The organism is Psychrobacter sp. VH5 (assembly GCF_050572635.1).
Taxonomy (GTDB): Bacteria; Pseudomonadota; Gammaproteobacteria; order Pseudomonadales; family Moraxellaceae; genus Psychrobacter; species Psychrobacter celer.
This window is the reverse complement of the sequence record NZ_CP192145.1, coordinates 196,892-208,889: the sequence shown is the minus strand read 5'-3', so window position 1 is coordinate 208,889 and position 11,998 is coordinate 196,892. Positions and strand designations below refer to the sequence as shown.

The following is an 11,998-nucleotide window of genomic DNA, read 5'->3' as shown; positions in this document are numbered from 1 at the left end:
CTAGGATGATTCAAATAGGGTGGCAATGATGGAGATATTTTTGATGATTGAGCCTTGGCACTGGTTGGTACTGGGCTTTTTGTTGCTGATTGTTGAGATGTTTGTGCCGACATTCGCCAGCTTGTGGTTTGGTGCCGCTGCCATTATTGTCGCAGCATTGGCTTGGCTCCTGCCGATTTCTCTTTTTGTGCAAGTTGTCATTTGGTTGGTGCTGTCGGCGGTGTTTTTAGTGGCATGGTTTAAGTTTATCAAGCCTTTATCAGTGGACCGTACCAAAGCTGGATTGGGCGGTGGTGTCATCGTGGGTGAGACAGGGATGATTGTGCTATCACCGCAGCCCGAGCGCGTAGGTATCGTGCGCTTTAGTGTCCCTATCGTTGGCGCGGCAGAGTGGATGTGCCGCACCACAGGAGAGGAGATTGCAGTTGGTGAGCGGGTGGTGGTGACAGATATCGTGGGCAATGAGCTGATCGTCAGAAGTATGCAGTCGCCTACGCTGAGCCAAAAAAATAGGCAAGTTTGACTGCCAGTCAAATATAATTGTCAATTATAAGGATGAGTTATGGAAAGCTTTAGCATTGTGATGGTGGTGTTGATTGCACTGGTAGTCTTTACTGTGTTTAAAGGGGTGCGCATCGTACCGCAAGGTTATAAGTGGGTGGTGCAGCGACTGGGTAAATATAGCCAGACGCTAGAGCCTGGTCTCAACCTTATTATCCCTTATGTCGATGACGTCGCGTATAAAGTCACCACCAAAGACATCGTACTTGATATTCCATCGCAAGAAGTTATCACCCGTGATAACGTGGTAATCATCGCCAACGCGGTGGCTTATATCAATATCGTCCGCCCGGACAAAGCGGTCTATGGTATCGAAGATTATGAGTATGGTATCCGTAATCTGGTACAGACTTCCCTGCGCTCGATCATCGGTGAGATGGATTTGGATAACGCACTATCTAGTCGTGAGGAGATTAAAACCAAGCTCAAGCATGCCATCTCAGAAGACATCGCTGATTGGGGTATCACACTCAAAACGGTTGAAATCCAAGACATCAATCCTTCTGATACTATGCAAGCATCAATGGAAGAGCAGGCCGCAGCAGAGCGTCTGCGCAGGGCTACCGTAACGCGCGCCGATGGTCAAAAGCAAGCGGCTATCTTAGAAGCTGATGGTCGTCTTGAGGCTTCACGCCGTGATGCTGAAGCGCAAGTGGTACTGGCCAAAGGTTCTGAGGAGTCTATTCGCTTGATTACCGCTGCGATGGGCGATGAAGAGATGCCGATTGTTTATCTGCTAGGCGAGCAATACATCAAGTCGATACGTCAGCTTGCAGAGTCTGATAACTCAAAAATGGTGGTACTGCCTGCAGATATCTTGAGCACGGTCAAAGGTATGGTTGGCGATAAGTTTAAGGTGTAACAACGCTACGGTTGAGCGCTCATATTGACATAGCAAAAGACCTCAAAAACGAGGTCTTTTTTGTGTATAAAGTATTTTTTAAAGTACGTTAAATCACTTTAGAAAAGCGGTTTTTATGCTTTTTGTCCAAATATTCATCAAACACCATGGCGACGTTGCGACCGAGTAGACGACCTTTTGGCAGCACACGAATACCAGCGGCATCCATATCGATAAGTCTGTCCTCTTGCATCGCGCCTAACTGCGCAATCTCATCAATAAAATAGGTGATGGCATCGATACCAAATTTTTGATTGACGTCTTTAAAGTCGATGTAGTCGTGACACAGCAGATTCATGATCACATACTCGCGCAAGCGATCTTTGATAGAGGTTTTGATCACTTTGACCGCAGGCATGATGGCCAGATTGTGCTGCGCGGCATCGATGGTGGCTTGATAAGCTTGCAGGTCGGTATCGTTTTGCAAGATATAGCGGCTATTGGCATTGGCGATTTGACTGATGGCAGAGACGCCAAAGCCGAGCAAATCACAGTCGCCCATGATGGTATAGCCCTGAAAATTGCGATGCAACTTACCCTCGCGCTGTGCCACAGCCAGCTCGTCATCGGGCTTGGCAAAGTGGTCGATGCCGATGTATTGATAGCCTGCCTCGGTGAGCGTGTTAATGGTGTTGCCCAGCATGGTCAGTTTGGCTGCAGGGCTAGGTAAATCCGCTTCTTTGATTTGGCGCTGGGCTTTAAAGCGCTCCGGCAGATGCGCGTAGTTAAACACCGACAGCCGGTCGGGTGCCATCTCGATGATGCGACGTATGGTTTGCTCCAATGTCTCAGGCGTTTGATGCGGCAGACCGTAGATCAGATCGATATTGATAGAATGAAAGCCCAATTCGCGTGCTTCAGTAAGTACGTTTTCGATTAATTCCGCTGAATGCACGCGGTTGACGGCGATTTGGACGCTCTCATCTAAGTCTTGTACCCCTAAGCTGATGCGGTTAAAGCCCAGATCGCGTAGGACCTTGAGGGTGTTGCCGCTCAGCTCACGCGGATCAATCTCGATAGAGTAGTCGCCTTCATCATCACTCAAAAACTCAAACTGCGTTTGTAAGAACTGCCAGAGCTGAACCATCTCTTCATCACGCAAGAATGTCGGCGTACCCCCGCCTAAATGCAGCTGCTTGACGACTGGGTTCTTGCCACCTTCAGTGGTCAGCAAGCGCCGCTTGAGTTTAATCTCAGCGATGAGATACTCTAAGTAGTCGCCTGAGTCGCTGTTTTTCTTAGTGATGATTTTATTGCAAGCGCAGTAATAGCAAAGGTGGCGACAAAAGGGAATATGAAAATATAGCGATAAGGGCGCGCGTGCTTCACGGCTTTGAAGGATTTTAGTCTCTAAACCATCAGCTATCTCTGTAAATTCTAAAGCAGTCGGATAGGAAGTGTAGCGTGGCCCTGAACGATTGTATTTTTGGATCATCGCTTCATCAAACGCTGGCAGCTGCTTGCTGGTGATACTGCCGCGCGTACTGGCATATGGGTTGTCAGGCTGCATGACAGGGCGCGTGGTCGTCGGCTGCTCGTCAGCGCGGTTGTAGGGCTGCTGAGTATCTGGTTGTGAGTATTCTGTCATACGGCATTCCTCGGGTTGACCATACAGGCTGCGGTTTTGGGTGTCGCTTTTGGTTGTATAGAGATGACTGACTTGCTACCGCTAGTATAACAAATCCCTATCAGTAGTGGGGAGACGACTTAGAGCAGTCGGGTAAAGACTGGGATGTGGAGAATTGATAGCGGGGGTGTAAAGGCTTAGAATTGCTACGCTCTTGAAACGGCGCTTGCATATATGTCGGGCCGTTATTGATAAAGGCATACTCGCTGGCATCAAGGGTGTATTGTAGCTCGCCCAATGTGGCATCGAGCGCCACGCCATTGTTTTGAAAGTAGGCAATCGCATCTGCCAAGGCGGCACGGGTGCCCGCTGTGATTTTAAGATCGCGCGGTGTGTTGATAGGGTCAGACTCATCAAACGGCACATTAAAGGCATCATCAGTGGTTTCGGTAAAGTCGACATTGCGCCAAAACTCTCTAAAGACATGAGCGCCCCTACTGTCTAAGTTATTACGGCGATCCCAATTGCTCAGCACTGTGCAGGCTTGGGTCGCGTCGATACTGCCACCGCTCGATAACGTCCTTTTGCGGTGATATGCGGAATACCAAACTCGGTGCGCTGGATGTCCACCTCGTAGGTGGTCGTGGGCTGGGCGGTATCAGCGTTATTAAAACTGTTGTCACTATCCGAACAACCGAATAGAGCTAAGGAGACGGCCACTGTCAGTAGCGTAAGGGTCGGCACACGCCGATGGCTAAGCACATTGATGCTCATAACTTATCCATTCTTGGTTGGTTAAAAAAAGCGTGGTACACAAAGCTCGACTCAATCAGCTTTATGAGGCAATAACATCCTTTTATTGCGCATGCGTTTAAGTCTAGGGTTGAGATTAAGACGCATCTATTCATCATATAACAATATAGAAGCATGATGCTAATGCTGCCTTATTTAACGCATCGGTATTAAGTGATATTAACATTGAAAACAAAGCGAATGAGACACGACATTTGCGCACTGATAATTAATGTTTTATTATCGATTGATTCCCTATATTAGGAAGTACTGATGTCGTTTGCCCAAGTCTATACCCGCTCAGTCGTCGGGCTGCATGCCCCCAAGGTCATCATTGAGGTGCATTTATCGCAAGGCTTGCCTGCACTCACCATTGTGGGTTTGCCAGAGGCGGCCGTCCGTGAGAGTAAGGATCGCGTACGCTCCGCCATATTAAACTCAGGTTTTCAATTTCCCAATCGTCGTCTGACCATCAACTTAGCGCCAGCGGACCTGCCAAAAGATGGCGCGCGGCTGGATTTACCGATTGCGATTGGTATCTTAGCGGCGAGTGGTCAGATCGAGCCTGAGGGCTTGTCCGCGTTTGAGTTTATCGGCGAGCTGGCGCTAAATGGCGAGCTGCGCCAAGTCAGCGGCAGTCTGGCAGTAGCACGGGCGATAAAAGCAGAGGGGGTAACGGCGCGGTTAGGGCAGATGACAACGACAGCTGACCCAAAAGGCTGCGCGCAAAAACTGCCGCAGTTGATCGTGCCCATGGATAATGGTGCTGAGGCCAGCCGCGTCGAGGGTGTAGATGTATTGGCCGCCGAGAGCTTGCAGGCTGTGTGTGAACACTTACAGTCACTGACTGACCCAAACGAGACCTCTCAGCGTTTACCCATTGTCACGCCCAGCACCGTGCAGCGGCATGTCGGCTATCAGGTAGATTTGGCTGATGTCAAAGGCCAGCATCATGCCAGACGGGCATTAGAGATTGCGGCAGCAGGCGGTCATTCGTTACTGTTTACAGGGCCGCCTGGATCTGGCAAGACGCTGATGGCATCGAGATTGCCGAGCATCTTGCCAGATTTGAGTGATGAGGAGGCGCTGGAGGTAGCCAGCACTTACTCGGTGGCAGACAATGATTATGATTATGGTACACGGCCCTTTCGTCAAGTGCATCACACCATATCGGCAGTGGCGCTGGTGGGCGGTGGCTCACGTCCGAAACCTGGTGAAATAACACTTGCTGATAAGGGGGTTTTATTTCTCGATGAGCTACCAGAGTTTGATCGTACTGTGCTCGAGGTCTTGCGTCAGCCGTTGGAGGCCAAGCAAATCACCATCAGCCGTGCCAACTCACAAATGACCTTTCCGGCCAGCTTTCAGCTAGTAGCGGCGATGAACCCTTGTCCATGTGGCTATGACGGTGATGGCTCGGGACGCTGCCGCTGTCGACCTGAGCAGATCAAACGCTATCAAGACAAACTCTCAGGGCCGCTACTTGATCGTATTGATTTGCACATCACTGTACCTGCACTACCCATCGCAGACTTGCAGAGCGCGCAGACAGGCGAAACCTCCGCCCAAGTCCGCGAGCGTGTTGCCGCCGCGCATCAACGCCAAATAACGCGGCAACACAAGGTCAACAATGCACTGAGCCCAAGCGAGATCGATAAGTATGTGCCACTGGGCGAGGGCGAGCAGCAACTGTTGCAGTTGGCGCAGCAGCGACTTAATTTATCGGCGCGTGGCTATCATAGAGTCTTACGTGTTGCTCGTACCATTGCCGATCTTGCCGCTAGTCATGATGTCACCAGCGCTCATTTGTCAGAGGCGCTCAGCTATCGGGGCAAAGCATAAGAGCAAATCAGGCTCGCCTAAGTTAAAGGTCTATAGGCTTTATTATCAATGTATAGACTGTATTTTATCGCTTATGCATCGTTTTGCAGGATCCATTGCACTAAGGCGGCAAAGTCATCAAACGCATGGGTGGGATTTAGCTTGCGAATATCTTGTCCATAGTTGTAGCCATAAGACAGCCCCAGCGTGTCCATACCGGCGTTTTGGCCGGCCAAGATATCATTTCTAGAGTCGCCTATCATGATGGCTTGTGCTGGCGTGACGCCCAGCGTTTGGCAGACATGTAGCAGCGGCGCGGCATCTGGTTTTTTTTGCGGTAAGCTATCGCCGCCGAGCACAGCACTAAACAGCTCTTGCCAGCCGAAAGACTGTAAGATTTTTGGGACAAAACCAATGGGTTTGTTGGTGACCAAAGCCAGTGTGTAGCCCGCTGCTTTTAGTTGTTTGAGACCATCATCGACGTCTGGATAGGCGACCGTTTTGCTACCGCTGATATCTTTATAAGCCGTAAAAAACACCGCTTCGGCGTGATCCAGAGTGTCTGTATTTAGCTCGTCTTCTAGTACCTCTATTTTGCCGACCAAGGCACGTGCCACCAGCATGCGTGAGCCGTTGCCGACCCAATTACGTATGGTATCAATAGGGTAGGTGTCTTTGCCAAGTGTGCTCAGCATGGCGTTTACGGCATCGGCCAAGTCTGGTACGCTATCGATGAGCGTACCATCAAAATCAAAAATCAACAGTTGCTTATCCATTATTCCTCTCGGTTTTGTGTTGCTATAGCGGATTTAAGATAGCTTCGATGCCCAGACAATACCAAGCAATATAAGGCAAGGCAGGCAAGCGACAGTGTGCAATGAGTGGGGGCGCTGCAAGCGAGCCAAGCGCTGTATCTATTTTATACAAGGATAGCTATCTTGATCGTCTGTGCTACCATAGCACAGCTAAGCTTTTGCACCCACTTTTATGCAGGCTTAAATATCGCTAGTCGACATCTTTATAGCGCTCGCGGTGCGCTTTTTTCATTTGTAGATAGGTGTCATTTTTACGGCACGCGTCCCATTTTTGCTTAAAAATACGAGCGGACTCTGCTTTGATAGGATCTTCTTGCTGACGCGGTAACTCTTCGCGGCCATGCGCGCCGCTTTGGCCTTTTTTATCGTCAGGTACCGCCCCTTTGTATTTTTTGCCGCCCTTGTGATTGGCATAGCGCCGCGCACGCGTGTAGCCCATTTGGATAAACTTGCGCGCCATGTCAGCACCGACAAAATCATCCTTTGCCAAGTAATCCAAAAACATCTGATAAATCGTCTCGCTGCTTTGCTTGGCAACCTCAGGAGTGGCAAAGCGCCAGTATGGCAAAATCTCAGACTTATAAGGCTCGACCAACAGCACTCCTTGCTCGCCGCGCCCGACTCGGTATAGCTCAGGCTGCGCGCGCAGGTCTAGGTTTTTATAATCTAAGTCATAATCAAACTCTCGCATCGTGTGCCCTTATCCTTTGTATGATGTTTACGGCTACTATCGAGTATACTGAGCGCAGCTGTCTAAAAAACAGCGCAAAAGTGTTATACAACCGTGACAGTGAGCGATTACTATATGAATCACCGCTGCTGGCTTTATCGCTAAAGCCAGCATTAGATAGCGTTTGATGATTACTGAGTAGGTCAAAACCATGACAATAAAACGTATAAAACCATTTGGCATCACCTCGATTTTATTTTCAAAATATAGGTTGGGTGTCGCGGCGCTACTCATCAGTGTACTCAGTACCACGGCGGCATATGGCGCGTGGTTTGAGCATTTTATCCCGCAGGGTGAAACCTATACCGTACGTGAGATAGACCGTGACTTGGCCTTTGTGATTGATGGTTTTATCTATGATGCGCGCACGTCGTGTTTTTTGGCGGTGGGGGATCGGGTGGTGTTTTTTGAGGGGCGTCATGGTATTGATTACCGCGCGACGGTGTATGATTTGGATTCGCGCGAGCGCTGTGAGCTGTTATTGCGCGGTAGGCTATACCAGCGTTAAGTGAGTATTAATCTATAAAAATCAGCCATAAAAAAACCCCAAACATTTCTCAATGTTTGGGGTTTTAGAATCTAGTAAACGAATGGTGGCTCGAGGCAGGATCGAACTGCCGACACACGGATTTTCAATCCGTTGCTCTACCGACTGAGCTATCGAGCCGTCTTCGTTGAGGCGCTATTAAACTAAATATCGCCGCTGCTGTCAAGGGGTTTTTGCATTTTATGTGATAAAAGTCTCTATATCCGTCAATATAAGCGAAATAATCGGGTTTTGTCTTACTTTGAGTGATTGAATTGAGGACACGCCCTAGTCTTTGACGCGCAGCAGCTCATACTCGCTCATGATACGATGAATAGCATCATCGGCAGGGACGAACTCTCGCACGCCTTTTTTGACCTCGGCATCATAGACCAGCTTGATAAACTTGGCATCAATCGCGCGTTTGCGGTTTTCTGGATGTACGGTGAGGTACTGTAGGCGTTTGGCATTAGTTTGTCCGTCATCGAAGCAAGCCACCGCAGCGATGGGCTTGTCATTAAACATGCCGACGTATAGATATTGCCCACGGCTAAACCCTTGCTCAACGAGCCGAAGCACTTCTGCACCACTAGGCTGGGTTTCATCGCTGTCATATAGTGCCGCCAAGCGCTCGGCTAACTCATTGTCGCGTGCAGGTTTTTTGATCAGCGGGGCGTCTAAGCGGTTGATGGCAATGGCTTCTAAAGGCATGGCAGTTGTTCCTATCAAAAATGGAATGTTATAAATAGACAGTGATAAGGTCAGGTCGGTATAAACAAGATAGCACGCGGCATCACAGCGTCACAGCATTGATGATTGATAAAACTCAATGCACTATTTTAGCAGAATACGCAGATTTTGTGCGTGGTTTGGCGCTTGGCCGTGGCGGTCGTGGTTAGGGTTTGCTATGATGCAGGTAGGCCGCGTATTGTCTCTGGCAGACAGGCTGCATTTAGCCCATGCGCGCCAGCCATATTTTAGTCTTTTTTAATCTTTTGTCATTGACAGACTTTGTTGACACCGCTCGCAACGTACGAGTGTTTATTGGACGTCTATCGTCCTATTTTATTGAGCACATTTTATTGACCGCTTTTATTGATAGAGAGTAGCCATGACAGCCAATTCGACCACCCATACCCCTGAACAGTCCTTGCCTCAACCCCCAAACCTATATGGCCGTCCAGCGCGCACCGCTACCGTCGAGCGCAATACCGCTGAGACGCAAGTCAAATGTACGGTCAATCTCGATGGCACCGGTCAAGGCGTCGTCGACACAGGGGTGCCATTTTTGGATCATATGATCGATCAAATCAAGCGTCATGGTCTCTTTGATTTAGATATAAAATGCACAGGCGATACTTATATCGATGACCATCACAGCGTCGAGGACACCGGTATTACTTTGGGGCAAGCGTTTAACAAAGCTTTGGGCGATAAAAAAGGCATCCGCCGTTACGGACATTTTTATGCGCCGCTCGATGAGTCATTGACTCGCGCGGTCGTCGATCTATCAGGGCGTCCAGGTTTGCATATGGATATTCCATTTACCCGCTCACATGTCGGCACATTCGATGTCGATCTGTTTAGCGAATTCTTTTACGGCTTTGTCAATCACTCATGGATGACCGTGCATTTGGACAATCTTAAAGGCAAAAACAGCCATCACCAAATCGAGTCGACCTTTAAAGCCTTTGCTCGCGCCCTGCGTATGGCCTGTGAATATGATGAGCGAGCGCTAAATACCTTACCGTCGACCAAAGAGGCGTTTTAAGGATAGGTGCGGTGCTGCTACGGTCACAGCCGCGCTTATTGCACGGCTTGTACAGTTGGCGCTTTTGCTCGTAGCAGGATTTTATCTGTACCTCATCCGCTGTTATCAAATATAATAAAAACGATTCAAAAACGAGAACCAATCAATGACCAAAATCGCCTTATTAGATTACGGCATGGGTAATTTGCACTCAGCTGGCAAAGCATTGTCAGCGGTAGGGGCAGACGTCTCTATCACCAATGACCCAAAAGTTGTCGCTGCTGCCGACAAAATCGTCTTCCCCGGTGTCGGTGCCATGCGCGACTGTATGGCTGGTATGACCGCTGCGGGTATCGATGATGTCGTACGCGACGCGATCTTTAACAAACCCGTGATGGCCATCTGTGTCGGTATGCAAGCGCTGTTTGAGCAATCAAGCGAGAATGGCGGCACAAATTGCCTAGGCATCCTAAACGGTAGCGTAGAAGCCTTTGATCCGGCGTGGACAGACGAGCAAGGCGCGACGATTAAAGTACCGCACATGGGCTGGAATACCATTAGCGGTATGGACTTTCACCATCCATTGTGGCGCGGTATCGATGACCATGCGTATTTTTATTTTGTGCACAGTTTTTACTGCGTGCCTGCCGATAGCGCACAAGTGGCCGCTGTTTGCGACTATGGCCAGCCGTTTTGTGCCAGCGTGATCCAAGACAACTTGTTTGCCACCCAGTTTCACCCCGAAAAAAGCCATACCGCTGGCTTGCAACTGTTAAAGAACTTCGTTGAATGGGATATATAGCCAGACAACGCTGTCTTTTTCATCAGTAGTCACGCTGAACAGATATCAGCTTGAAAGGTGAGTCGACGGCGTTGCTCACTTCTTATAGGCCGCAGCTATTGCTTGCTGTTATATACGGAAAACACCAGTGGATTTTACCGCGTTTAAAATCAATATCATCGACGTCACAGGCCTAGCCAAAGATGCGCTGCACATCTATGTCGGTGTCGGGGTCTATCTGCTGTGCCTACTGATACTGCGCCCTCTTATCAAAAACCAAAATCTCAGAGCTTTTATGGCCCTGCTGGTGGTGGTGAGCGTGGCGCTACTCGGGGAATATCTGGATAATCGCCATATCATCATTCCAAAAGGGATATTTGCGCTGGGAGTCTTGGATATCAAAGCCAGCCTACACGACCTGATAAACACCTGCCTGCTGCCCTTGGTGCTGTATGCGGCCAATAAATGGCTAAAAATATTTCAGCCCACCCCCCATACCAAAGCCTTGCTTAAGCGCCATAAAAAAATGGACGGCTAAAGCTAGCTTTTGCTGTCGCCCGTCACTATAGTCAATCCGATATAAAAACGATACAGCGAGAAGACACGTGGTTTTTCGTAGCCTTGAGCGGCGCAGGCACAGCACGCAAGAAAAATTTTTGCCAGTTGCAGGCTCATAAGCGGCCTTATCTTTACAAAGCTTACGAAACATAAAAAGTCTCGTCTATTTCACGTCTCCTTATTTTGCTACTTTATAGGTGTCATCTTTCTTGATGAGCCAATACAAGTCATAAAACTATAAGCAATAAAAAAGGAAGCCACTATGAATATGCAGGATCTATTAGATAAAGCCAAAGACACCTTAGACAACGCCAAAAATACTCTAGGCTTAGAGCCGCAAGAAACTGAAGCAGGCATTTATATTCCCTCAACATCATCGCTGAAGATAGCTGCGCCGAATAAAACCAACTACGATCATACTAATTACGATAATCCCTATACGGGCGATAAGAAAATCATGATGGTCTGTACCGAAGAGCAGTATATGACTATGGAGAACGGCAATAAATTTGATACCGGTAATCATCCGGTGGAGATGATGGTGCCGTTATTACATTTCAAAAAAGCAGGCTTCGATGTCGATGTGTTTACGCCAACAGGCGAGGCGGTCAAGGTCGAGCAGTGGGCGATGCCAGAGGACGATGACGACGTCAAACAAATCTATAGCGAGTACGATTCCAAGTTTGAGAGTCCAAAAAGCATCGCGGATCTTGTCAAAAATGACATGGCTGATAGCAATGATTATGCAGCGATTTTTATCCCCGGTGGTCATGGCGCGATGCTCGGCTTGCCAGAAGACAAAAACCTCGGTGCATTGCTACGCTGGGGACACGATAATGATCTATTTACCTTAGCGATTTGTCACGGGCCTGCAGCGTTATTGGCGGCTGACCTTAATAGTCCTGACAGTTCTGATGAAGGCAATTCCGAGCGTGACTTTATTTTTAAAGGCTATAAGATGGTAGCCTTCCCGACGGTTATGGATAAGCAAATGCCAAAAATTGGCTATCTGCCTGGTACGATGCCATGGTACTTTGCGGATAAGTTAGAGGATTTAGGCGTTACCATCGACAATAAACTGGCCTCAGGGCAAACGCATCAAGATCGTAAGCTAATCTCAGGTGACGGGCCACTCGCGGCCAATGAGTTTGGTAAGATAAGTGCTAAAGCTTTACTAAAAGCGCTTAATTAACAGG

At 48.7% G+C, this 11,998-nt stretch carries 15 protein-coding genes and 1 tRNA gene; 8 read left to right on the top strand and 8 right to left on the bottom strand.

What is annotated here, in order from left to right:
• The first annotated feature begins 25 nt into the window (after positions 1-25).
• Both ACNFVB_RS00915 and ACNFVB_RS00910 read left to right on the top strand, forming a co-directional pair.
• Positions 26-523, top strand: coding sequence for an NfeD family protein (locus tag ACNFVB_RS00915; protein WP_430737777.1), 498 nt, complete (start codon positions 26-28; stop codon positions 521-523).
• Between the two features lie 39 nt (positions 524-562).
• Positions 563-1,423 carry an SPFH domain-containing protein gene (locus ACNFVB_RS00910; protein WP_075101278.1) on the top strand — a complete coding sequence of 287 codons (861 nt, stop codon included), beginning with the start codon at positions 563-565 and terminating at the stop codon, positions 1,421-1,423.
• A gap of 88 nt (positions 1,424-1,511) precedes the next feature.
• Here ACNFVB_RS00910 and hemN read toward each other — a convergent pair whose 3' ends face one another.
• The 3 genes from hemN to ACNFVB_RS00895 form a co-directional block, all read right to left on the bottom strand.
• Positions 1,512-2,972 (bottom strand): oxygen-independent coproporphyrinogen III oxidase, encoded by a 1,461-nt coding sequence (gene hemN, locus ACNFVB_RS00905; protein WP_430738446.1) that lies wholly within the window; start codon positions 2,970-2,972, stop codon positions 1,512-1,514.
• Positions 2,973-3,150: 178 nt separating this feature from the next.
• Positions 3,151-3,564, bottom strand: a complete 414-nt coding sequence (locus ACNFVB_RS00900; protein WP_430737776.1) for a penicillin acylase family protein — start codon at positions 3,562-3,564, stop codon at positions 3,151-3,153.
• Positions 3,558-3,803, bottom strand: a complete 246-nt coding sequence (locus ACNFVB_RS00895) for a hypothetical protein (protein WP_430737775.1) — start codon at positions 3,801-3,803, stop codon at positions 3,558-3,560. The genes ACNFVB_RS00900 and ACNFVB_RS00895 overlap by 7 nt, the downstream gene beginning before the upstream one ends.
• Before the next feature lie 291 nt (positions 3,804-4,094).
• Between ACNFVB_RS00895 and ACNFVB_RS00890 the strand changes: the two genes are divergently transcribed.
• Positions 4,095-5,663, top strand: coding sequence for a YifB family Mg chelatase-like AAA ATPase (locus tag ACNFVB_RS00890; protein ID WP_430737774.1), 1,569 nt, complete (start codon positions 4,095-4,097; stop codon positions 5,661-5,663).
• 71 nt (positions 5,664-5,734) lie between these two features.
• On the opposite strand, the gene ACNFVB_RS00885 is transcribed toward ACNFVB_RS00890, so the two are convergent.
• Both ACNFVB_RS00885 and ACNFVB_RS00880 read right to left on the bottom strand, forming a co-directional pair.
• Positions 5,735-6,418, bottom strand: a complete 684-nt coding sequence (locus tag ACNFVB_RS00885) for a phosphoglycolate phosphatase (RefSeq protein WP_430737773.1) — start codon at positions 6,416-6,418, stop codon at positions 5,735-5,737.
• 229 nt (positions 6,419-6,647) lie between these two features.
• On the bottom strand, positions 6,648-7,148 hold the full coding sequence (locus ACNFVB_RS00880; RefSeq protein ID WP_105244414.1) for a DUF4385 domain-containing protein: 501 nt from the start codon (positions 7,146-7,148) through the stop codon (positions 6,648-6,650).
• 190 nt (positions 7,149-7,338) lie between these two features.
• On the opposite strand from ACNFVB_RS00880, the gene ACNFVB_RS00875 reads away from it, so the two are divergent.
• Positions 7,339-7,695, top strand: a complete 357-nt coding sequence (locus ACNFVB_RS00875) for a hypothetical protein (RefSeq protein WP_430737772.1) — start codon at positions 7,339-7,341, stop codon at positions 7,693-7,695.
• 83 nt (positions 7,696-7,778) lie between these two features.
• On the opposite strand, the gene ACNFVB_RS00870 is transcribed toward ACNFVB_RS00875, so the two are convergent.
• Both ACNFVB_RS00870 and ACNFVB_RS00865 read right to left on the bottom strand, forming a co-directional pair.
• A tRNA-Phe gene (locus tag ACNFVB_RS00870) sits at positions 7,779-7,854 on the bottom strand.
• Between the two features lie 147 nt (positions 7,855-8,001).
• Positions 8,002-8,424, bottom strand: a complete 423-nt coding sequence (locus ACNFVB_RS00865) for a hypothetical protein (RefSeq protein WP_207969955.1) — start codon at positions 8,422-8,424, stop codon at positions 8,002-8,004.
• A 400-nt stretch (positions 8,425-8,824) separates the two neighbouring features.
• On the opposite strand from ACNFVB_RS00865, the gene hisB reads away from it, so the two are divergent.
• The 3 genes from hisB to ACNFVB_RS00850 all read left to right on the top strand — a co-directional run bounded on the left by hisB (position 8,825) and on the right by ACNFVB_RS00850 (position 10,782).
• The gene (gene hisB, locus ACNFVB_RS00860) at positions 8,825-9,484 is read left to right on the top strand and encodes an imidazoleglycerol-phosphate dehydratase HisB (RefSeq protein ID WP_430737771.1); all 660 of its coding nucleotides are present in this window, start codon (positions 8,825-8,827) and stop codon (positions 9,482-9,484) included.
• Positions 9,485-9,629: 145 nt separating this feature from the next.
• On the top strand, positions 9,630-10,265 hold the full coding sequence (gene hisH, locus ACNFVB_RS00855) for an imidazole glycerol phosphate synthase subunit HisH (RefSeq protein WP_430737770.1): 636 nt from the start codon (positions 9,630-9,632) through the stop codon (positions 10,263-10,265).
• Between the two features lie 127 nt (positions 10,266-10,392).
• A complete protein-coding gene (locus ACNFVB_RS00850; RefSeq protein WP_430737769.1) occupies positions 10,393-10,782 on the top strand; it encodes a hypothetical protein in 390 nt (129 codons plus the stop codon).
• A gap of 2 nt (positions 10,783-10,784) precedes the next feature.
• On the opposite strand, the gene ACNFVB_RS00845 is transcribed toward ACNFVB_RS00850, so the two are convergent.
• Positions 10,785-10,919 carry a hypothetical protein gene (locus ACNFVB_RS00845; RefSeq protein WP_430737768.1) on the bottom strand — a complete coding sequence of 45 codons (135 nt, stop codon included), beginning with the start codon at positions 10,917-10,919 and terminating at the stop codon, positions 10,785-10,787.
• Positions 10,920-11,064: 145 nt separating this feature from the next.
• On the opposite strand from ACNFVB_RS00845, the gene ACNFVB_RS00840 reads away from it, so the two are divergent.
• On the top strand, positions 11,065-11,994 hold the full coding sequence (locus tag ACNFVB_RS00840) for a DJ-1/PfpI family protein (protein ID WP_430737767.1): 930 nt from the start codon (positions 11,065-11,067) through the stop codon (positions 11,992-11,994).
• The last annotated feature ends 4 nt before the right edge of the window (positions 11,995-11,998 follow it).

Coding starts and splice junctions, on each gene's coding strand:
- ACNFVB_RS00885 (WP_430737773.1), bottom strand. CDS start 6,418: ATGGATAAGCAACTGTTGATTTTTGATTTTGATGGTACGCTCATCGAT.
- ACNFVB_RS00910 (WP_075101278.1), top strand. CDS start 563: ATGGAAAGCTTTAGCATTGTGATGGTGGTGTTGATTGCACTGGTAGTC.
- ACNFVB_RS00875 (WP_430737772.1), top strand. CDS start 7,339: ATGACAATAAAACGTATAAAACCATTTGGCATCACCTCGATTTTATTT.
- hemN (WP_430738446.1), bottom strand. CDS start 2,972: ATGCAGCCTGACAACCCATATGCCAGTACGCGCGGCAGTATCACCAGC.
- ACNFVB_RS00915 (WP_430737777.1), top strand. CDS start 26: ATGATGGAGATATTTTTGATGATTGAGCCTTGGCACTGGTTGGTACTG.
- ACNFVB_RS00840 (WP_430737767.1), top strand. CDS start 11,065: ATGAATATGCAGGATCTATTAGATAAAGCCAAAGACACCTTAGACAAC.
- ACNFVB_RS00895 (WP_430737775.1), bottom strand. CDS start 3,803: ATGAGCATCAATGTGCTTAGCCATCGGCGTGTGCCGACCCTTACGCTA.
- ACNFVB_RS00880 (WP_105244414.1), bottom strand. CDS start 7,148: ATGCGAGAGTTTGATTATGACTTAGATTATAAAAACCTAGACCTGCGC.
- hisB (WP_430737771.1), top strand. CDS start 8,825: ATGACAGCCAATTCGACCACCCATACCCCTGAACAGTCCTTGCCTCAA.
- hisH (WP_430737770.1), top strand. CDS start 9,630: ATGACCAAAATCGCCTTATTAGATTACGGCATGGGTAATTTGCACTCA.
- ACNFVB_RS00845 (WP_430737768.1), bottom strand. CDS start 10,919: ATGAGCCTGCAACTGGCAAAAATTTTTCTTGCGTGCTGTGCCTGCGCC.
- ACNFVB_RS00865 (WP_207969955.1), bottom strand. CDS start 8,424: ATGCCTTTAGAAGCCATTGCCATCAACCGCTTAGACGCCCCGCTGATC.
- ACNFVB_RS00890 (WP_430737774.1), top strand. CDS start 4,095: ATGTCGTTTGCCCAAGTCTATACCCGCTCAGTCGTCGGGCTGCATGCC.